The organism is Paenibacillus sp., assembly GCF_035645235.1.
Classification (GTDB): domain Bacteria; phylum Bacillota; class Bacilli; order Paenibacillales; family YIM-B00363; genus Paenibacillus_AE.
In genome coordinates, this window is sequence record NZ_DASQMZ010000152.1 from 33,213 (window position 1) to 54,596 (window position 21,384).

13 protein-coding genes are annotated in these 21,384 nt (G+C 59.5%); 12 read left to right on the forward strand and 1 reads right to left on the reverse strand.

The features are described from left to right. The first annotated feature begins 331 nt into the window (after positions 1-331). The 6 genes from VEZ38_RS15080 to VEZ38_RS15105 all read left to right on the forward strand — a co-directional run bounded on the left by VEZ38_RS15080 (position 332) and on the right by VEZ38_RS15105 (position 12,037). On the forward strand, positions 332-2,101 hold the full coding sequence (locus VEZ38_RS15080; protein ID WP_324894813.1) for a sensor histidine kinase: 1,770 nt from the start codon (positions 332-334) through the stop codon (positions 2,099-2,101). A 1-nt stretch (position 2,102) separates the two neighbouring features. Continuing rightward, the gene (locus VEZ38_RS15085) at positions 2,103-3,731 is read left to right on the forward strand and encodes a response regulator (RefSeq protein WP_324894815.1); all 1,629 of its coding nucleotides are present in this window, start codon (positions 2,103-2,105) and stop codon (positions 3,729-3,731) included. A gap of 94 nt (positions 3,732-3,825) precedes the next feature. Next, a complete protein-coding gene (locus tag VEZ38_RS15090) occupies positions 3,826-5,526 on the forward strand; it encodes an extracellular solute-binding protein (RefSeq protein ID WP_324894817.1) in 1,701 nt (566 codons plus the stop codon). 18 nt (positions 5,527-5,544) lie between these two features. Next, positions 5,545-6,444: an ABC transporter permease gene (locus VEZ38_RS15095; protein ID WP_324894819.1), complete on the forward strand. Its 900-nt coding sequence runs from the start codon at positions 5,545-5,547 to the stop codon at positions 6,442-6,444. Positions 6,445-6,467: 23 nt separating this feature from the next. Next, the gene (locus VEZ38_RS15100; protein WP_324894821.1) at positions 6,468-7,355 is read left to right on the forward strand and encodes a carbohydrate ABC transporter permease; all 888 of its coding nucleotides are present in this window, start codon (positions 6,468-6,470) and stop codon (positions 7,353-7,355) included. Positions 7,356-7,447: 92 nt separating this feature from the next. Further along, positions 7,448-12,037: a fibronectin type III domain-containing protein gene (locus VEZ38_RS15105; protein ID WP_324894823.1), complete on the forward strand. Its 4,590-nt coding sequence runs from the start codon at positions 7,448-7,450 to the stop codon at positions 12,035-12,037. Between the two features lie 78 nt (positions 12,038-12,115). Here VEZ38_RS15105 and VEZ38_RS15110 read toward each other — a convergent pair whose 3' ends face one another. Continuing rightward, positions 12,116-13,525 carry a hypothetical protein gene (locus VEZ38_RS15110; protein WP_324894824.1) on the reverse strand — a complete coding sequence of 470 codons (1,410 nt, stop codon included), beginning with the start codon at positions 13,523-13,525 and terminating at the stop codon, positions 12,116-12,118. A 228-nt stretch (positions 13,526-13,753) separates the two neighbouring features. Between VEZ38_RS15110 and VEZ38_RS15115 the strand changes: the two genes are divergently transcribed. The 6 genes from VEZ38_RS15115 to VEZ38_RS15140 all read left to right on the forward strand — a co-directional run. Next, entirely contained in the window at positions 13,754-15,583 is a 1,830-nt protein-coding gene (locus tag VEZ38_RS15115) for a sensor histidine kinase (RefSeq protein ID WP_324894826.1), read from the forward strand. Further along, the gene (locus VEZ38_RS15120) at positions 15,558-17,231 is read left to right on the forward strand and encodes a response regulator (protein ID WP_324894828.1); all 1,674 of its coding nucleotides are present in this window, start codon (positions 15,558-15,560) and stop codon (positions 17,229-17,231) included. Before VEZ38_RS15115 ends, VEZ38_RS15120 begins: the two co-directional genes overlap by 26 nt. 139 nt (positions 17,232-17,370) lie before the next feature. After that, positions 17,371-19,074 (forward strand): extracellular solute-binding protein, encoded by a 1,704-nt coding sequence (locus VEZ38_RS15125; RefSeq protein WP_324894830.1) that lies wholly within the window; start codon positions 17,371-17,373, stop codon positions 19,072-19,074. Between the two features lie 93 nt (positions 19,075-19,167). Beyond that, positions 19,168-20,100 (forward strand): ABC transporter permease, encoded by a 933-nt coding sequence (locus VEZ38_RS15130; RefSeq protein ID WP_324894832.1) that lies wholly within the window; start codon positions 19,168-19,170, stop codon positions 20,098-20,100. A 21-nt stretch (positions 20,101-20,121) separates the two neighbouring features. Continuing rightward, a complete protein-coding gene (locus VEZ38_RS15135) occupies positions 20,122-20,997 on the forward strand; it encodes a carbohydrate ABC transporter permease (RefSeq protein ID WP_324894834.1) in 876 nt (291 codons plus the stop codon). Between the two features lie 9 nt (positions 20,998-21,006). Continuing rightward, on the forward strand, positions 21,007-21,384 hold a 378-nt coding region (locus tag VEZ38_RS15140), incomplete at its 3' end, for a hypothetical protein (RefSeq protein WP_324894836.1).

A 21,384-nucleotide genomic window follows, 5' to 3' on the forward strand; every position in this document is an offset into this window, starting at 1 on the left:
CTTTCTCTCATGGTTTTTCGGTGGGACGCTGCGGGTCTCGGCTAGTTGTACTAAATACATTTATATAAGAAGAAACGAAGAAATATGGCACTCCCGCGAAGAAGGCGTCCCGCCGACACCGCCCTTTCGCCGGAGGATAACACCCGACGTTAGTGTTAAGCGCTTTCATCGCTGTTATAATAAAAGCGCATGTCAAATATAGTCACGATTCTATCATCCGTTTCTTGTTCGCACAATACTGAAGGTTGGGAAAAATGTGAGTTTTCTGAACATAAGTCGTTGTATTAAGATAAGGTGGACGAAATCGCGCACGAAACAAGGAGGCGATCCCATGCGGGCCGATCGACCGGATGCGAGCGGGAAGAGCCGGTGGAATACCATTTTTCCGAAATTGGCGCTGGCTTTTTTAATCGTGGTCACGCCGCTTTACGGCATCGGGCTGGTCATGATCAAGCTGGGCGAGTCCAGCGTTCGCAAGGAATTGGCGAACTCGCTGTCGTCCAGGACGAACTTTTTCGTCGACTCGCTCGAGAAAGAAGTGGCCCACACCCTCAATTTGCTGAACCATATCGCCGTGGATAAGGACTTGCATCGCCTTACGTTCACGGGGCAACACATGAAAATCAACGAGTGGTCGGACGCGGTGCTTCGGCTCGAAAGCAAGCTGAGGCTAGTGAAAGATTCCAGCGCTCTTCTCCAGGGAGTCCACGCGCATCTGGTCGAGCAGCGGCGGACGCTCTCGACGGAGCATTCGATCACGGACCGGTTGTCCGACGATTACCGGGCGACGGAGGCGATCTACCGTCTCCCGGACCGGAGCTTCTTTCCGTGGGAGCAACGGTTGTTTCTCGCGGTGCCGTTCCCGGAATCGAATTCCCCGCATGCGCTCTCGCCGTCGTTCGTGCTGCAGGTCGAGATCAATCTCTCCGAATTGAGAGCATTGTTCGCGCAATTCAAGGAATACGAGTCCTCCGGGGCGGTGATGGTGAATCTGAATCAGGGCTGGGACGTCGCCAACCGGAAGGACGAGCCGGTGCTGTTCGCGTTAAAGTCCTTCTTGGGGAGCCGCGCGCAAGCCGGTCCCGTCGAGGGCGTCGAACGCCTCGATGCGGAAGGGGTCGCCTACTTGGTCGCGTACCGATACTCCGAGCCGTTGAACAGCTTCCTAACCGTGTATGTGCGGCAGGACGCGCTCCTCGGCCCGATTCAACTGTACCAGAGGCTGCTTTGGGGGCTGTCCGCCTTGTCGGTGCTCGTCATCTTAGGGTATTCGTATTGGATGTACCGGCTGATCCACCGTCCGTTGAATAAGCTGATTCGTTCGTTCCGCAAGGTAGAGGAAGGGCAATGGACGCCGATCGCGCTTCCGAAGAGCGGAGACGAATTTACCGATTTAATGCGTCACTTCAATATGATGGTTCATCGGCTGAGCGTGCTCTTCCATGAAGTCGTCGAGCAGCAAACCCGGGCGCAGCGCGCCGAACTGAAACAGCTGCAAGCGCAAATCAACCCGCATTTTCTATACAACACTTATTTTACGCTGTACCGGAAGGCGAAGGACGAGGATCTGGAATCGGTCGTCCGCTTGTGCCGGTATATGGGGGAGTATTTCCAATATATTACCCGCAACGCGTCGGACGAGGTGTCCTTAGAAAGCGAGGTGAGACACGCGAAAACGTACGTAGATATTCAAAATATGCGTTTCTCTAACCGGATCGACGTCGAATTCGGCACGTTGCCCGAGGGCTGCGGGCATGCCGCCGTGCCGAGGCTCGTGTTGCAGCCCGTTCTCGAAAACGCTTACAAGTACGGCATGGAGAAGAAGCTGAAGAACGGGAAAATCGCCGTCGGCATCCGGAGGGAGGGACGCCGGGTCGTCGTTTCCGTCGAGGACAACGGCGAGTCGTTGACGGACGACGCCCTGGCGGCATTGGAAGAAGGCTTGCTGTTCCAAAGCCCGGAAACCGAGTATACCGGCTTATTGAACGTTCACCGCCGCCTGCGGCTTCGGTTCGGCGACGAAGCGGGAATTGCCGTATCGAGATCCGAGCTCGGGGGATTGAAGGTCGACGTCTGCATACGGATCGAAGGAGGAAGCTGAGATGTATCGATTGCTTATCGTCGACGACGAACCGGCTATCGTAGACGGGTTATACAACTTGTTCCGCAGCGTCGACGAACTCGACTTGGAAGTATATAAAGCATACGAAGGATACGAGGCGCTGCAGGTCGCGGGGAAGCTGCGCGTGGACGTCTTGCTTTCCGACATCGAGATGCCGGGGCTGAACGGCATTGAGCTGCATCGTCAATTGCAGCGGTTGTGGCCGAGGTGCCGGACCATTTTTTTAAGCGGTTACAATTACTTCCATTATATTCAAGAGTCGATGCGAGGCGGGGCTTTGGATTACGTTTTGAAAACGGAGGGAGACGAAGCGATCGTCGAGGTCGTGGCGAAGGCCATCCGGCAAATTACGGAGCAATCGCAGTTCGAGGAGCTGATCCGGAACGCAAAGAGCCAGATGACCGTCGCGCTGCCGATGCTCCGCAAAGAGTATATGCTGGATCTCCTGAACGGGGACCCTTCGACGGCGGCGTCGCGCCGGGCTCAGTTCGCGTCCTTGGACATTCCGCTCGCGCCCGAACGGCCGGTCTTGATGGCGGCCGCACGGGTCGACGCGTGGCGGCCGGACTTGCCCCCGAGGGATAAATCGCTGTTTTTGTATTCGCTCAATAACATCTTCGAGGAATTTTTCGCGCATTCGTACCGGACGTTCCATCTCGCGTTCGCATCGGATCGGGTCTTATGGCTGCTGCAACCGGTGCTGGAGGATCCGACCGATCCGGGACATCCGATCCGGTATATGAGCGAGATGATCGAGTCGGTGCAGGCCGCGTGCAGGACGTACTTGCAGCTTCCATGTTCCTTTATCGTCGGCAGCCAGACGTACGAGTGGGAATCGCTTTCGGTCGTCTTCGAACGGTTTTCCTTGCTGTTCGGCCGCGGGCTGGGGCAAGGGTCGGAAACGATCTTGACCGATCGGCCCGCGCTCGCGGAGGAGAGGCAGCATGGGCGCGCTTCGCTGACGAAGATGAGGCTGCTGGCGCAATGCCTCGAGCGGAAGCAGCCCGAAAAATTTTTCCTCCTGTACGACGAAATCATGATGCCGCTCGCGGAACGGACGGATCTCCAGGCGAGCGTGGCATTGGAGGCGTATTACTCGCTTGCCTCCATCTTTTTATCCTATTTGAACCGGAACGACCTGCTTCAGCGCTTCACCGACCGTCCGGGCGTGGGGCCTCTGCTGTCGTACGAGGAGCATGCTTCCTTCTCCGACATGACGAAGTATTTCCGCTCGCTCGCGGAGTCGTTGTTCGCGGAAAGCGAGGACGAGACGAAGCTCGTCTCGAACGACGTGATCGGCCGGGTACGAGCCTACATCGGGGCGAACCTGACCGGCGACGTCTCGTTGACGCGTCTGGCGGAGTCGGTGTATTTAACGCCCTTTTATTTATCGCGCCTGTATAAACAACAGACCGGACAAAGCCTGACCGATTACATCAGCGAGGTCAAGCTAAAGACCGCGATGGAAATGCTGGCCGGCACGTCGGCGAAAATTCAGGAGGTCGGGGCGGCGATCGGGTACGACACGCCCTCGTATTTTGCCAGGTTTTTCAAGAAATACACACAAATGACGCCGCAGCAATACCGAGACCTGCACAGAAAGACATGAAAGGATAACAAAGTTATGACTGTCTTGTTTCGGCGCGCCTTCGCGTTAGACCATAATGTTCAATAGAAGAACGACACCCGGGAGGTTACATCGGATGCGCATTTGGAAGGGGAGAGCGAATCATGTACTCGTCGCGGCGCTAATGCCGGCGCTGGCGATCACCGCTTGCAATACGGACGGCAGCATGGAGACGTCCGCACCGGAGGCGACGAAAGCGACGGAGGACGGCCCGTTAGGGAAGTACGACCCGCCGATCACGGTGACGACGGTACGCGCGTTGCCCGACTTGGAGACGTACAGAGAAGGAGAATCGATCGACGACAACTTGTGGACGAGAGATCTGAAAGAGCTGTTCGGCATTCAGGTCGTGAACAAGTGGAAGGTGAATCATAAACAATACAACAATAAAATAACGGTCTCTATGATTTCCGGGGATATGCCGGATTTCTATCAGGTCGATGCCAAGCAGCTGCAGCAAATCGTCGAAGCGGGGCAAGCCGCCGACTTGACGGACGTCTACGAGAAGTACGCTTCCGACGTCACCCGCCGATCGTTCGAGGAGTTCGGCTCGGTCAAGCTCAAGGGTGCCACCTTCGACGGCAGGCTGATGGCGCTGCCGCTGAACGGCGGAATTCCGGGCGGCGCGCAGATGATTTGGATCCGCAAGGACTGGTTGGACAACCTGGGGCTCGAGCCGCCGCGCACGATGGACGACGTGATCAAGATCGCCCTGGCGTTCACGAACGAGGATCCCGACCGGAACGGAAAGCACGATACGTACGGACTGAATGTCATGAAGGATTTATTCGGCGGATGGGCCGGCTTGGACGGGTTTTTCAACGGGTATCATTCGTACCCGTACAATCCGGCGAACGGCTCGGGAACGGATCTGACCTTCCTTAAGAACGCCGAAGGCGATGTCGTGCTCGCGGATACGCTGCCGGAAGTGAAGGTCGCGCTCGGGAAGCTTCAGGAGTTATATAAAGCGGGCGCGATTCCGAAAGAATTCAGCGTCCTGGACGGAAGCAAGGCCGGGGAGCTGGCGACGACGCATAAGATCGGCATGGCGTACGGCGAGTTTTGGGTCGGCACGTGGCCGATCGCGGGCATGAAGAAGGAGGATCCAAAGACCGACTGGAGGCCGTATCCGATCGTCTCCGCGGACGGCGCGCCCGTGCATCCCAGCGGCCGGGGCGACATTCCGACGCAGTTCATCGTCGTCAACAAAGCCGCGAAGCATCCCGAAGCCGTCCTTAAGATTTTAAACTACTATCACGAGAAGGTGAGCGGACCGAATCGGGATCCGAATTACCATCAAGTGAAGGAAGGCGACGTCAACTACCAAGTATTCAGCTTGTCCCCGATTATCGGGCCGGGCTTCAGCAACCAGAACCAAACCGACAACGACCTGATCCAGGAAGCGTTGCGAACGGGCGACGAATCGAAGCTTACCTCTTCCGCCAAGACGTACTACGACGGAATTAAGGAATACGAAAACGGAAATCTCGACATGTGGCTCTGGAACGCGCTGTTCGGCGCGGACGGCGCCTACTCCATCACGAATCGATACGATCGGGAAACCCCGCCCGTTACAAGCGTCTACATGGGGCAGCCGACGACGGCCATGGTCACGAAGGGGCCGATTTTACGGGATCTGGAGGTGAAAATTTTCACGGAAATTATTAACGGGACGCGGCCGTTGGACGACTTCGACACCGCGTTCGTAGAAGAGTGGTATAAGCAAGGCGGACAAGAGATTTTAGACGAAGTGACCGCCAGCGGACGATTGAAATAGGAGCCGGAAGGGACGACCATGACCTCGAAGCGATGGAGAATCGAATGGCCGCTGCACCTCATGATCTGGCCCGGGCTAATGTTGGTGCTGTTGTTTTGTTACGGTCCTATGGTAGGACTGATTATCGCGTTTCAAGATTTCGTGCCTACGAAAGGCTTATTCGGTTCGAAGTACGTAGGGCTGCGGCATTTTCAATATATTTATTCCTTGCCTCAGACGGTGGAGGTCATTCGCAACACCGTCTTCATTTCCGCGATGAAAATCGCGGCAGGCCTGCTGGCTCCGCTCGTCACGGCGCTGCTGCTGAACGAAATTCGGAGAGAGGTCTTCAAGCGCGCGGTGCAAACGATCATTTATTTGCCGCACTTCCTGTCTTGGGTCATCTTAAGCGGGATTTTGATCGAGGTGCTGTCCCCGACGAGCGGCATCGTCAACCGAACGTTAGGGGCGGTCGGCTTCGAGCCGATTTTCTTTCTCGGCGATCAAGGATGGTTTCCGTTCGTCATGGTCGGTACGGACGTGTGGAAGGAGTTCGGCTTCGGCACGATCGTCTACCTCGCCGCGCTGACTTCCATTAATCCCGCTCTTTACGAGGCCGCCGTGATCGACGGCGCGAACCGGTGGAAGCAAACGATGCACATTACGCTGCCGGGGATGATGCCCATCATCGTCCTGATGCTTACGCTGAGTCTCGGGAACGTGTTGAACGCCGGGTTCGACCAAATTTTCAACCTGTATAATCCTTCCGTGTATGCGACAGGCGATATTTTGGACACGTACGTGTACAGATTGGCGTTCGTCAACGCGCAATTCAGCGTGGCGACGGCGGTCGGCTTCTTCAAGTCCGTCATCTCGTTCACTCTGATTTCGATCTCCTATTGGCTTGCCTATCGGTTCGCCAACTACCGGATTTTCTGACGCGCAACGAAGGGGGGGCTTCCATGATCCATCGGAGAACGCGCAGGCAGCAAGCGACGACGGTAGGCATCTATGTACTTCTTACGGCGCTTTCCGTCCTCTGCCTCCTTCCGCTGCTCAACGTGCTGTCGATCTCCCTCAGCTCCGCTTCCGCCATCCAAGCGGGGAAGGTCGCGTTTCTTCCCGTAGAACTCACGGGAAGGGCGTATGCGTTCGTCGCGCGGAAGGAAGCGTTCCTGACTTCGATCGCGGTTTCCGCGGAACGCGTCCTCCTGGGGCTTGCCATTAATATGCTGCTGACCGTTCTCGTCGCGTACCCGTTGTCGAAGGAATCCGCGCAGTTCGCCTTCCGAACCGGGTATGCATGGTTGTTCGTATTTACGATGCTGTTCTCCGGCGGTTTGGTGCCCAGTTACATTCTCGTTAAAGAATTGGGGCTGCTGAACACGTTATGGGCATTAGTGCTGCCGGGGGCCGTGCCGGTGTTCAACGTCATCTTGATGTTGAATTTCTTTCGGGCGCTGCCGAAGGCGCTGCTGGAGGCCGCCTTCATGGACGGCTGCGGCCATTGGAAGCTGCTATGGCGCATCGTCGTCCCCTTGTCGCTGCCTTCGATGGCGACCGTCGGATTGTTTACGATCGTAGGTCATTGGAACGAATGGTTCGCCGGAATTCTCTTTATGAACGATTCGGCGCAGTACCCGCTCGCGAGCTATTTGCAGACGGTCGTGGTGCAGATGGACTTCAGCAAGATCACGAATATCGACGACGCGATCTATATGCAAAGCCTGGACGATCGAGCGGTCCGGGCGGCTCAGATCTTCTTGGGGGCGCTCCCGGTTCTTATCGTCTACCCGTTGCTCCAACGATATTTCATGACCGGCATCGTCCTTGGCAGCGTGAAAGAATAATGAGGGACCAAACGGAAAGGAGGTGAGGCGAAGAGGTTTTGCAAGGCTGACGGCAATTATCACCACTACTTACTAGGAGGGACTTACGCAACATGAGGATGGGTATCGGAAAACGGGCGGTTTCGACGTTGGTTTGCTTCATGATCGCGATGACGGGCTTTCTGTCGACATTATCTATAGGGGTCGAGACGGCCTCCGCGGCGACGACGTTCACGAACGTATCGATGAACACGTCGACGCCGGCCGCGTACGAGAAGTTCGAGATGACGTTCGACCTGAGCGCTACATATGACAATCCGTTTAATCCCGACGAAGCCGATGTAAGGGCTTACTTTACGACGCCGGGGGGCCAGACGGAGGTCGTGCCGGCCTTCTACCGGTCGCATTCGTCGCCGAAATGGGCGGTGCGGTACACGCCCCGCGTCACAGGCGCTTATAGCGTGACGCTGCAAGTAACAGACGTGAACGGGACGGGCCAATCGTCCGCGTATTCGTTCACGGCCGGGGCGGCGAGCAATCCCCGCGGCTTTATGGGCGTCTCCGGCAACCGAACGATCGACAGCCACGGGAAACAGCTGACGCTGCTCGGCACGAACTTCGCCTGGAGCACGACGAGCGAAATTATCGACGCCATGCCGACCTATAAGGCCAATCAGATGAACCTGATGCGCGTCTGGCTGAGCTGCTGGTGGGCGAACTACGCGCTGGAGTGGGGCCCGGTCACGACGCATCAGCAAGGAATTACGATGACGTACGAGGGGATCGGCCGGTACAACCTGGAGAACGCAGGGCGGTTCGATGCGCTGATGGAAGCGGCGGAAGCGAATGATATTTACATCATGCTTACGTTGAACAGCTTCGGCGACTTCTACTACGACTGGGAATACCACGCACACAATATCGCGAACGGCGGTCCGGCGTATTGGACGGACAACGACACGGACTACTGGACGAATCCGACGTCGCTCGAATACCAGAAGAAGCTGCTGCGATACATTTTCGCCCGCTGGGGCTACAGCACCTCGCTCGGCATGCTCGAGTACTGGAACGAGGCGGACAACCACGTGAACACGTACGAGCACAAGCCGTTCTGGCACGAGACGATGGACACGTATTGGAAGTCTTGGGACTTCTATAACCACCCGACGACGACGAGTTTCGCCTGGATGGATCATATCGAATTCAACCAGACGAGCTGGGAGCCGCTCACGACGCTCGATATCGTGAATATCCACTTCTATCATTCCGATCACGACGCGGTCGACACCTGGGAGGACAACATCAAGCGTTCGCTCGCCGATTTCGGCAACCGGCCGACGTTCATCGGGGAAACCGGCCATCTCTTCGAAGATCTGCCGGCAGGAGCGCCGCTGACGCACCGTTTCGTTCACGACGGCGTCTGGTCGCCGGTATTCCGCGCGGGCGCGACGGGGGCGAACCTGCCTTGGGTCATCGATCAGCACCCGTCGAAGAGCGGCTTCGATCTGCCGCCGGAATATAAGCCTTATTACAACGTATTCGCGGGCTTTATCAAGCCGGAGGAATATTACTTGCCTTCGATGCCGCACGTCGATTACGGCCTGCAGAGCAACGGCACGAAGGTCGGCGCCTTCAAGAACGCCGACAGAGCGCTGCTCTGGATCAACGATCCGCAGGGGCACTACGGCGAGGCCGACCCGCGGACGATCAGCGGCATGTCGTTCACGCTGCCTTCGATGAATAGCGGTACGTACGACATCAAATACGTAGATACCGTTTCCGGACAGACGGTACACACGGCCACGGCGACCGCCTCCGGGGGGAATGTGACGCTCAGCGGCATTCCTTCGTTCGAGCGGGATATCGCAGTAAAGGTCGTGCGACAAGGCAGCGGAGCGCAAGATTCTAGCGCGCCATCCGCGCCGACGAACCTGAAGTCGACGGCCAAGACCGATTCGACGATTACGCTCGCTTGGGACGCGTCGAACGACAACATCGGCGTCTCCGAATATCGGATTTACCGCAATTCCGCGCATGTCGCCACCGTCAACGGAGGTACCGTGTACACGGACGCCGGACTGACGCCGAATACCGCCTACACGTATACGGTCGTCGCGAGGGACGAAGCGGGCAACGCGTCCGCGGGCAGCGCGCCGCTCGCGGTGTCGACGAATCCGATCGATACGATTCCGCCTACGGCACCCGGCAGCTTGACCGCGGCCTCGAAGAGCGATACGGGCGTCGCGTTGTCTTGGACGGCGTCGACGGACAACGTCGGCGTGACGGCGTACGAGATCGTGCGCGGGACGCAGACGATCGCGACCGTCGACGGATCGAAGACGGCGTATGTGGACACGGGTCTTGCACCGAATACGTCGTATACGTACGCGGTGAAGGCGAAGGACGCAAGAGCGAACGTCTCCGCTGCGGCGACGACGACGGTGACGACGTTCGGCTCTTCCGACAATTTCCTCGCCAACCCGGGCTTCGAGACGGTCGGCGGCGACGGCCGTCCCGCGAATTGGACGTGCGAGCAAGTATGGTACTGCTACTCGGATACGGCGGTGAAGCGCAGCGGCAACGCTTCGCTCAAGGTGGACGGGAACACCCGCGCATGGTTCGGCTCGTTGCAGAGCGTGCCTGCGGAACCGAATCAAGCGTATACGCTCGACGGATATGTGAATATTAGCCGCAACGTCACGACGACGGTTCGCGCGAAAATCCAGTTCCTTGACGTCGAAAACAAGTTGATCCGGGAGCAAACGTTCGCGGAGATTACCGGTACGACGAACGGTTGGGTCAACGTGCACGGCACGACGACGTCGCCGCCGAACGCGAAGTACGTCCGCGTGAATATTCACTATGCGGATTTGGACGTCACGCTGAACGTCGACGACTTCTCGCTGACGAAGGCGCCGGCGGATACATCGCCGCCTTCGGCGCCGACCGGCCTCGTTTCGCCGGTATCGACCGATACGACGATCGAGCTGTATTGGAATGCCTCCACGGATAACTACAGCGTGTTGGGCTATGACATTTACCGCGACGGCGTGCTCGCCGGTTCCACGACGGGCGCATCGGCGACTTGGTTTAAGGATACGTCGCTGACGCCGGGTACGTCGTACACGTACACGGTGAAGGCGAAGGATGGCGCGGGCAACGTATCCGGCGCCAGCAACGCGGTCGTCGCTACGACCACGGGCAGCGGCTCGGGGGATACGCAGGCGCCGACGGCGCCGACGGGGCTGCAATCGACTTCGAAGACCGCGAATTCCGTAACGTTGTCTTGGACGGCGTCGACAGACAACGTCGGGGTGACGGCCTATGACGTGTACCGCGGTTCGACGCTGGCGGGCACGACGAACGGCACGACGACGACGTACACGGACAGCGGCCTCACCGCCGGCACGACGTATACGTACACCGTGAAGGCGAGAGACGCCGCCGGCAATGCTTCCGCCGCCAGCGCCTCCGTAAGCGTAACAACGGATACGCCAACCAGCAATCTGCTCGCGAACCCGGGCTTCGAGCTCGACAACGGCTCCGGCGTACCCGCTTCGTGGACTTGCGAACAGAACTACTGCTCGCGAAATACGACCGTCAAGCGGACGGGAGACGCTTCGCTGAAGGTGGATCACACGACGGGCGCTTGGTTCAGCATCTACCAAGACGTCGCGGGCACCGCAGGGGAGACGTACAATTTCGAAGGCTACGTGAACATCCCGAGAAACACGGGCACGAACATCGTCGTCAAGACGCAGTTCCGGAACGGTTCCGGCGGCACGATCGCCGAGCATACGGCGGCCGGCTTCAACGGCACGACGACGAACGGATGGACGCAAGTGCAAGGGTCCTACACCGCGCCGGCGGGAACGGCGAACGTGCGCGTGATCGTCTCTATTTTCGATCTGAACGCAGAGCTGTACCTGGACGATTTCGTCTTGTCCGCAGGGTCGGGGAACCCTGGGGATACCGAGGCGCCTACCGCGCCGACGAACGTCGCGGCGACCGCGTCGACGGGCAACTCGATCACCCTGACCTGGAGCGCGTCGTCCGATAACGTCGGCGTCGCCGGCTACGAGGTGTACCGCGGCTCGACCTTGGCGGGCACGACGAACGGCACGACGACGACGTTTACGGACACGGGGCTGTCGTCCGGCACGTCCTATTCCTACACGGTCGTCGCGAAGGACGCGGCGGGCAATACATCCGCGGCGAGCGCCGCGATTACCGCGTCGACGACGTCCGCGAATTTGCTGGCCAACCCGGGCTTCGAAACCGACAACGGCTCCGGCGGGGCTGCTTCCTGGACCTGCGATCAACACTACTGCGTCCGGGATACGGCCGTATTCCGATCGGGCGGGGCGTCCGCTAAAGTCGATTCGAACTCGGGCGCTTGGTTCGGGTACCACCAGTCCGTCGCGGCGTCCGCAGGAACGACGTATACGCTCGACGGCTACGTGAACATCTCAAGGAACGCGGGCACGCTCGTTCAGGTGAAGCTGCAATTCCTGAACGGCTCGGGCAGCGTGCTCTCCGAGTCGGCGGTCGCGTCGTACAACGGCACGACGACGAGCGGCTGGGCGAACGTGAACGGATCGGCGACCGCGCCGTCCGGTACGACGCAGGTTAGAGTTTATATTTACTATCAGCAGCTGGACGCGACCGTGCACCTGGACGATTTCTCTTTGACTTCCGGGTAACGGGCACGAAAAAGGCGGTTGAGCGGGGGAACCCGTTCAACCGCCTTTTTTTATTTGTCATCGTTGCCAGACGACGGTTTAGAAGTCCACCTTGCGCACCTGCTTGTCGAGCTCGACGCCCTTCGGCGAGAGCAAATACACCTCGAGACGCGCCGTGCGGTCGCCTTGCAGCGACGGCTTGTCGATCGGAATCGCGAAGCTGCCGTCCGCGGCGACGGCGCCGCGGTACGCGGTGCCGGCGACGACCAGGTAGCCTTCATGATCGTAAATCCGGTAGCCGACCCATACGTTCTTATCGGCGAGCGTCGTCGCGCCGTGCAGCTCGACGGCGTTCGTGTTCAGGTTCTCGACGAGCTTCGTGACGACGAAGTCCTTGCTGTGGAAGTCTTCGATCGGCGTCTCGAGCACGGGATCGTCGTTATTGAGCGCGGCGGAGATGCGCCATAAGTCGTACGTGTATTCCGCTCGGCCGACCAGCGCGGGCGCCGCGTCGCTATCGGTAAAGTAGACGTCTATAGCGTTCGGCGAGGGCAACGTGCCGTAGGGCGTGCGCAGCAATCCGGCGTTATGATTGCGCGCGAAGCCGGTCACCGCCGCATTCAGCGTGCCTTCGACGCGCCATTCGCCGCCGCCGCCCCAGACGGAGCCGCCCGAGATGCTGACGATCTGCTGCGCGCTCGCGATATACGACGGCTCGCCGGTCGGGTACGGGTGCATCTCGCGCACGGCGTAAAACCGATCGCGGCTCGGGTCGTACGCGATATCGAAGTTGTTCAGGAAGTCCGGGTCGCCGTTCAGATTCGCGAGGCCCGCGTTCGTCAGCCGCAGCGGCGCGCCGACGACCGGGGCGGACATGTCCCCGAGCCGAACCTCGACGCGGTACCCGGCCGTCGCTTGCGCGTCCCCTCGGGTGAAAAACAGCATGAGCCAGCCTTGCCCGTCGATGCTCGTGACCGCCGGCTGGCCGGCGCCCCAGTAGCCGTCGTTCGGATGGGTGACGATCGGCTCCGGGTATTTCACCCACGGTCCGCCGAGCGCGTCGGCGAACGCGACGCCGATCTGATTGTGGGCGCTCGCGTTCAAGTCGTTCCCTAAGTAAAACATCGCGTAATCGTAAACGTTGCCCTCGTACTGGAACTTGCCGGCTACGACCGCCGGGTCGCAGACGTGGAAGCTGTCCCACGCGCCCGCCGGGCCGGCCTGCAGCACGGAGCGAGACTCGGCGACGACGCCGTCCACGATTCGCGTGTAGTAGATGTGATCCTTAATGACGCCGTCTTCCGCGTTATGGCACGTAAACAGATGCTCCGTCGTTCCTTCCCGAAGCACGGCCGGCGCGTACGCGTACGTCTGCCCCGGGGGATCGTATACTTTGGCGAGCGAGCCCGCGTCCCACAGCGCCGCGCCGAACGCGGACGGCAGCGGCGCCGCGGCGAACAGCAGCGAGAGCAGCGTCAGCAAAGCCAGCAATCTCTTCCTCTTCCACATCAACCATCGCCTCGATTTCGGTACGAATGTCGAACGGCGAGGCCGTCCGCTCCCTTATGGTAAATTCCGCCGCTGGGCAAGGTCTACTTCGAAATGTTTACTCGCCTTCCCGCGGGAAGGTAAAGAAAAGACAGTCTCCCGCGTAAACAAAGGGGAGAGGGATTCGCCGTCCGCCGCAGAAATAAGAGGAGAGCGAACACGGCAACGGACGGAAAGAGGGCGAGACGGATGCATTGGCTGCCGTTCCATCGCGTGGCGACGTCGGGGTTTAACATTTTCCAACGGCTGGTCGCCGCGTTCTTTATCGCGATCATACCGATCCTGATCGTCAGCACGCTGATCAACCGGTCGGGGGAGACCGCGATAACCGAAGAAATTACGAATTCGCTGCGCTCTAACGCGCACTTCTACCTCAGCTCGTTCGAGCTCGAGATGGAGCGGGTCATCCGCATGAAGCAGCAGTATATTCTCGACAGCGAAGTGCAGCGGCTGATGATGTTCCACATGTTTTACTCCGACAGCGAATATGTGGAAGCGCTTCAGAACATCGAAAGGCGGCTGCAGCAGCTGCACGACTCCAGCTTGTTCGTGCAAGAGCTGAAGCTGCATATTCCGGAGATCGGCATGACGATTCACAACAGCCGGATCGACCGGGAGATGCCGCAGGCGGAGCTGGACGCGCTCGAGACGCTGTACCGCTCGGGGAAACACATCTACCCGCTCGACGCGGAGACGCTGATTCTCGGGGAGCGATACCCGAAGTCGAATCTGGGCGACCTGCCGGCCACGCTCTGGCTCGAGGTCGTGCTCTCCCGCAAAAACATGGAGGATTCGCTGCGCGAAATCGTTCGGTACAACGACGGGGAAGCGATGATCGTCTCCCGGCAAGGGACGTGGGCGCTCGGCTCGCTGCCGCAAAGCGCGATGGCGCCGCTGCGCCCGATCTCCGAGTGGCTCGACCTGAGCGGCGGGGAGGAGGCCGAGAGCGGCATCGGCCGCTTCGTCGTCGACGACGTGCCGTACATCTTCGCGTACGAGACGTCGGCGCTGCTCGACGCTTCGCTCATCGTGTACGTGCCGGAGAACAGCTTCCTCGGGCCGACGCGCTGGTACGAGCAGCTGTATTGGATTTTGGCCGGGACGTCGATCGTCGTGGTGGTCGCGTTCTCCTTATGGATTTACCGGCTCGTGCATCAGCCGATGTACCGCCTCACCGCCGCGTTCCGGCGGCTCGAGAAGGGCGATTTCAACATCGCGCTCGAATACGGACGCAAGGACGAGTTTCATTATTTGTATCAGCAGTTCAACAAGATGTCCGCGCGGCTGCAGCAGCTGATCAAGGACGTGTACGAGCAGGAGCTTCGGTTCAACCGGGCGGAGCTGAAGCAGCTGCAGGCGCAAATCAATCCGCATTTTTTGTACAACATCTTCTTCCTGCTGAACCGCATCATTCAGCTGGAGGATGTGGACAACGCCAAGAAGCTGACGAAATATCTCGGACAATATTTCCGGTTTATTACTCGCAACAAGGACGACGAAAACGCCGCCGCCGACGAGCTCGCGCACGTCGAGGCGTACATCGGCATCCAGAAGCTGCGCTTCGGCAGCAAGCTCGACGCCCGCGTCGAGCCGATGCCGGCGGAGGCCGCGGACGTGCGCCTGCCTCGGCTCGTCCTGCAGCCGATCGTCGAGAACGCGTTCGAATACGGACTCGAGGACCATCTTGACACCGGCACGCTGCGAGTCGGCGCCGCCGTCGAGGACGGGACGCTCGTTCTCGTCGTCGAGGACAACGGGCGCAGCTTGACGGCGGACAAGCTCGAGGCGCTCGCCGCGATGCTGCGGGAGCCGAAAAAAAACATTGAGACGACCGGCATCGTCAACGTGCACCGGCGGCTTCAGCTGAAGTTTGGCCCCGCGTACGGCCTGACGGTCGGCCGAAGCGAGCTCGGGGGGCTGCGCGTCACGCTGCGCGCGCCGATGGACGATGCGGCGGGAGAACGACAACAGGAGGAGACGGGGGGAGAAGCGCATGTATCGGTTATTGATCGTGGATAACGAAGAATACGTCGTGAACGGGCTGGTGGAGCTGTTCCAGCAGGAGAAGCGGTACGACTTGGAAGCGTCCGGCGCGTATTCCGCGGCGGAGGCGCTCAACGCGCTCATGACGACGCGGATGGACATCGTGCTCACGGATATCCGGATGCCGGGCATGAGCGGCCTTGAGCTGCAGAAGATTATCCATGCCCGTTGGCCGCACTGCAAGGTGCTGTTCCTCTCCGGCTACGACGATTTCAACTACGCGCAGGAGGCGATTCGCTCGGGCGCGCTCAATTATATTTTGAAAACCGAGGACGATCAGGTCATCCTGGACGCGGTAGGCGACGCGATCCGCCGCATCGAGACGGAGCGGGAGACGCAGCATGTGCTGCTCGAGGCGCAAAATCAACTGAAGCAAGCGACGGCGGGCTTGCAGCGCGAGTTTTTCGAGGGGCTGCTGCTCGGGGACAAGCATTTCGTCCGGTCGATCGAGAAGCAGTTCGAAGAGCTGCAAATTCCGCTGTCGCCCGCGCGGCCCGTCTCGGTCGTCGTCGGCAAGGTCGACGAATGGCCGGCGGGGCATACGCCGTACGACCGTTCGCTCCTTCTGTATGCGGTGCAAAACATCGCGAACGAGTACTTGTCGCTCTCGACGGTGCACGCCTCGTTCATCTACGAGCGCTCCAAGCTCGTCTGGCTCATCCAGGCGAAGGCGGAGCCGTGGATGGAGCGTTTCCTCGACGACGCGTCGAAGCAGCTGACGGCGCACTTCGTCTACGGCACGTTCGAGTGCATCCAGTCGTCGTGCAACGACGTGCTGCACCTGCCGCTGTCGTTCGCGATCGGCAAGCAGCCGCTGGCTTGGGAGGCGCTCGGCGGGGAAGCCGACCGGCTGCTCGCCACGATTCAGTCGAACGTCAAGCGGCAGATGCTGCACTTGCAGCAGGAGGAAGCGGAGGCGCTCGAGTCGAGCCGGACGTATTCCCTGCAGTCGGAGGCGTTCAAGCAATTCGAGTTGCTGGCGTACAGCCTCGAGCATAACAACCGCGAGGAATTTTTGCGCATTCTCGAAGGGCTGCTCGAGACGGGAGACCGGGCGGCGCAGGCGAAGAACGACCTCGTCCGGCAGCAGATCGCGAGCGCCGTCTTGTCGATTCTCTGCGGCTACGTCGATAAGCTGCCGCCGGAGGAGGTCGACGAGACGGCGGCGGAGCTCAAGCGCGCGTACGAGGCGGGACGTCCCGCCGCCTGGGAAGCGCAGCGGGCGCATTGCCGCGCGCTCGCCGAGTCGATCCTCGACCGCCACGCGCAGGCCGAGGAGAGCGAAGAAAATCGCATCATCACGAGCATACACGCGTATCTCAACGCGAACCTCGGGGGCGATCTGTCGCTGAAGACGATGGCGCTCGCGCTCGGTCATAATCCTTCCTATTTGTCGCGGTTATATAAACAGAAAGCGGGCAAGGGGCTGTCCGAAACCGTCATGGAGCTGAAGCTTGCGCGGGCGAAGGCGCTGCTCGCGCAGCCGAATTACCGGATTCAGGACATCTCCAAGGCGGTCGGCTTCTTGTCGGATCATTATTTTTATCGGTTTTTCAAGCGGGCGACGAAGCTGACCCCGCAGGAGTACCGGGAGCAGGTAAACGAAAGACAGCGCGGCGAGTAAAAAGATCGAAGTGGTTGCGCGGCGCCCCCGCCTTTACAATGAGGTCACGGTTATAGGCCTAGCCGAACACGGACGTCTTGCACGAAGCATGCTGGCGCGAATACACGAACCTCGAACAGAACAAAGGGAGGGCATTCCATTGGCAATTCGCAAACCGCTACATCTTCTACTCGCCGTCGTCCTGACGGCGTCGATCGCGCTCGCCGGCTGCACCGGCGGCGGCGCCGCCACGAATACGGAGGCGCCCGCGCCCGACGCGGAGAAGCCGGCAACGGCGGAGCAGCCGGCCGCGGAGGCGCCGGCCGAAGAGAAGAAAGGCTACGACGACATCATCGACATCGACTGGTACGTCAACTTGAGCTGGTGGAAGTATTCGGGCGACTGGGGCAACGACATGTTTTCGAAGTACATTCAAGAGAATTTCGGCCTCAATATAAACTTTATTACCCCGGCCGGCGACGGCGCGGACCAAATTTCCGCAATGATCGCGACGGGCTCCGTACCGGATCTCGTGACGGTCGAGTCGTGGCTCGACTACAAGACGAAGCTGGCGCAAGGCGGCTACCTGATTTCGCTCAACGAGCTGATCGAGCAGCACGCGCCGACTTGGAAGCCGTACGAGGACATCTTCGGCTGGTACAAAGAGGCGGACGGCAAGACGTACGCGTCGCCGAACTTCGCGTATTCCCGCCACGCGATGAAGCCGGGCGAGCAGCTCGAGCCGAACAGCGGCTTCACGCTCCGTTCGGACATCTACGAGCAGCTCGGGCGCCCGGACATCTCGACGGCCGACAAATTCCTCGATGCGCTCGAGCGCGTCAAGAACGAAGTAAAGACGTACGACGGCAAGCCGCTCATCCCGATGCAGCTGTACGAATTCACGCAGAACGGCAACCAGTCGGTGAACTGGCTGACGGAATACTTCGCGGTGCCGTACGAGGACGCGAGCGGCAAGCAGTTGAACCGCGCGTTCCAGCCGGAGTATTGGGACGTCCTGAAATTCCTGAACGAGGCGTATCGCCGAGGGCTCATCTCCCAGGACAACTTTACGGATAAGCGCGACCAAATCAACGAGAAGGTCGCGAGCGGCCGCGTGTTCGCGAGCCTCACCGCGCCGCAGGATTTCACGCAGCAATTCCGTACGCTGTGGGAGGCGGACAACAACGCCAAGTACGAAGGGTTCGCGCTGCGCAACTACAAGGGCGACGACCCGGTGCTGACGGACATTCGCGGCTTCGGCTGGCTCGTCACGCTCGTCGGCAAGGAATCGAAGGCGCACGACCGCATCGCGAAGCTGCTCGAGTTCCTGAACAGCAAAGAAGGCCAGCATATCGCGCACTTCGGCTGGGAGGGCATTACGTACAACTATAACGCGGACGGCACGATTGCGTGGACCGAGGAGTACACGACCACGATCGCGAAGAACGACGGCTCGGAGAAGAAGTGGGGCATGGGCTTCAACCTGCAGATGGATTGGTACTCGGTGAAGGATCTGTTCCCGAAGCCGGAAGCGCCGTTCGACGTCTATAACGCCGAAATCAAAAAGCCGCTCGTCCAGTACAGCTACGACACGAGCGCCAACGGCGGCAAGCCGAATCCGGACCATCCGGACCGCAACAAGATGCTCGAGCTGGGCAATCGCTTGTCGCTGTATTGGGGCAAGGAGCTGCCGCGCATCATCATGGCCGGCTCCGAGGCCGAGGCGCGCGCGATCTACGACGAGACGCTGCGCCGCATGGACGAGATGGGCCAGAAGGACCTCGACGCGTACAGCAACGAGTCGTTCCAAGCCGCGAAGGAAGCGCTGGGCGTGAAGCATTCCTGGCCGCCGCTGCTGAAATAACGCACATTCGCATCCCGCGTTCTTCATCGCGCCGCCGCGGCAACAAGCGCGGCGGCGTCGACGTCGGCGGGAGCCGGGAAGGAGAGGGACCCCATGCTGCAACGACGCAGCCTGATCTACCGATTCGCGACGCAGTGGCAGCTCCAGCTCATGGCGCTCTGCGGCATCCTCTTCGTGCTCGTATTCCATTACGCGCCGATGTTCGGCATCGCGATCGCGTTCAAGCAAGCCGACTATTCGGTCAACCTGCTGAGAAGCCTCTCGGAGGCGCCGTGGATCGGCTTCGCGCACTTCCGCGAATTCATCGACGACTACATGTTTCGCGACATCTTGCTCAATACGGTCGGATTGAACCTGCTGCAGCTGGTCATCAATTTCCCCGCGCCGATCGTGTTCGCCATCCTGATCAGCGAGGTGGCGCACAAGCGATTCAAGAAAATCGTGCAGTCGATCAGCTACTTCCCGCACTTCATCTCGTGGATCGTCTTCGGCGGCATCATCATCAACATGCTGTCCGTCGAGTCCGGCATCATCGTGCCGATCCTCCAAAGCGTGGGGCTCATGGACGAACCGAAAAACCTGCTCGGCGACCCGAACGCGTTCTGGCCGATTATCATTTTGACGTCGCTCGTCAAAGGGCTCGGGTGGGGGTCGATCATCTATCTCGCCGCGATTACGACGATCGATCCGACGCTGTACGAGGCGGCGACGATCGACGGCGCAGGCCGATTCCGGCGCATCTGGCACATTACGCTGCCCTCGATTACGGGCACGATCATCGTGTTTTTCATCTTGTCGGTGAGCAACCTGCTCAATTCGTCGTTCGACCATATTTGGGTATTCCAGACGCCGCTGAACCTCGATCGCAGCGAAGTGATCGATACGTTCGTGTACAAGGTCGGCATTACGCAGATGCGGTACAGCTACACGACGGCCGTCGGGCTGTTCAAATCCGTCGTCGCCTTGATTTTGCTCGTGGCGGGGCATCTGATCTGCAAGCGGGTGGCCGGCCGGGGCATTTTCTAGGGGAGAGGGGGTTCGCCTGAGATGTACAACGCTCGTCGCTTCGATTTGTTTACGATCCTCAACTATACGTTCCTAGCGGGGTTCTGCCTGCTTACGGTGTACCCGCTCTTCTTCGTGCTGATCGGGTCGCTCAACGACGGCAACGATTACATGCGCGGCGGCGTCTATTTTTTCCCGAGGGACTTCAGCCTCGCGAACTACAGCGTCGTGCTGCAGGACGAACGGCTGTACACGGGCTTTAAAATCAGCATCGCGCGTACGGTCGTCGGCACGCTGACCAGCGTCTTCTTTACGGCGATGGTGTCGTACGCGATGTCGCGCCAAAACTTGATCGGCCGCGGCCCGTACTATTGGATTCATCTGTTTACGTTGTTTTTCGGCGGAGGCCTCGTGCCGTACTTCCTCGTGCTCAAGAGTCTGGCGCTCATCAACTCGTTCTGGGTGTACATCATTCCGGGCCTGTTCTCCGTGTTCAACATGATTATCCTGAACGCGTTCTTCCGGGAAATCCCGGAAGAAATTCACGAATCGGCGACCGTCGACGGGGCGGGGGAGTTCCGCATCTTCCTGCTGCTGTTCATTCCGCTGTCCGCGCCCGTGCTCGCCACGGTGGCGCTCTGGAACGCGGTGCATCATTGGAATTCGTTCTTCGACGCGATGATTTTCACGACGAAGCCGCATCTCATGCCGATGCAGCTGTTCCTCATGAAGATGATCCGCGAGGCGGACGTCATCTCGAACAGCCAATACGTGCCGCCGCAGGTGCAACGGCAAATCAGCGTACAGACGATTCGCATGGCCGCGATCGTAATCAGCACGATCCCGATTCTGCTCGTGTATCCGTTCCTGCAGCGCTTCTTCGTGACAGGGTTTATGGTAGGTTCTTTGAAGGGGTGATTTCGGAAAATGAAACCGACAACCGCGCCGTCGCCGCGGGCTTATCGATTGTTCGGCGACGAGGACGGCGTCTATAACTACTGTCCTTCGCCGGTCCGGGTCGACGACGAGACGGTGTACGTCTTTTATTGCGCCAATACGGTGCCGGGGCTCGTCATCGACGATATTTTCGCCCGCAAGGGGACGCTCGTCGACGGACGGTGGACGTTCGGCGAGAAGTTCCGCGTGCTGGAGCCGAGCCGGCTCGAATGGGACTGCATCCACGTGTGCGATCCGGACGTGATCAAGGGCGAATTCCGGTATCGCGGCGAGACGTATTCGTGGATGATGCTGTATCTCGGCTGCGACATTCACTATTGCTACCACAACCAAGTCGGCATCGCGTTC

Coding starts and splice junctions, on each gene's coding strand:
- VEZ38_RS15115 (WP_324894826.1), top strand. CDS start 13,754: ATGCATTGGCTGCCGTTCCATCGCGTGGCGACGTCGGGGTTTAACATT.
- VEZ38_RS15080 (WP_324894813.1), top strand. CDS start 332: ATGCGGGCCGATCGACCGGATGCGAGCGGGAAGAGCCGGTGGAATACC.
- VEZ38_RS15095 (WP_324894819.1), top strand. CDS start 5,545: ATGACCTCGAAGCGATGGAGAATCGAATGGCCGCTGCACCTCATGATC.
- VEZ38_RS15135 (WP_324894834.1), top strand. CDS start 20,122: ATGTACAACGCTCGTCGCTTCGATTTGTTTACGATCCTCAACTATACG.
- VEZ38_RS15110 (WP_324894824.1), bottom strand. CDS start 13,525: ATGTGGAAGAGGAAGAGATTGCTGGCTTTGCTGACGCTGCTCTCGCTG.
- VEZ38_RS15105 (WP_324894823.1), top strand. CDS start 7,448: ATGAGGATGGGTATCGGAAAACGGGCGGTTTCGACGTTGGTTTGCTTC.
- VEZ38_RS15120 (WP_324894828.1), top strand. CDS start 15,558: ATGTATCGGTTATTGATCGTGGATAACGAAGAATACGTCGTGAACGGG.
- VEZ38_RS15085 (WP_324894815.1), top strand. CDS start 2,103: ATGTATCGATTGCTTATCGTCGACGACGAACCGGCTATCGTAGACGGG.
- VEZ38_RS15130 (WP_324894832.1), top strand. CDS start 19,168: ATGCTGCAACGACGCAGCCTGATCTACCGATTCGCGACGCAGTGGCAG.
- VEZ38_RS15090 (WP_324894817.1), top strand. CDS start 3,826: ATGCGCATTTGGAAGGGGAGAGCGAATCATGTACTCGTCGCGGCGCTA.
- VEZ38_RS15100 (WP_324894821.1), top strand. CDS start 6,468: ATGATCCATCGGAGAACGCGCAGGCAGCAAGCGACGACGGTAGGCATC.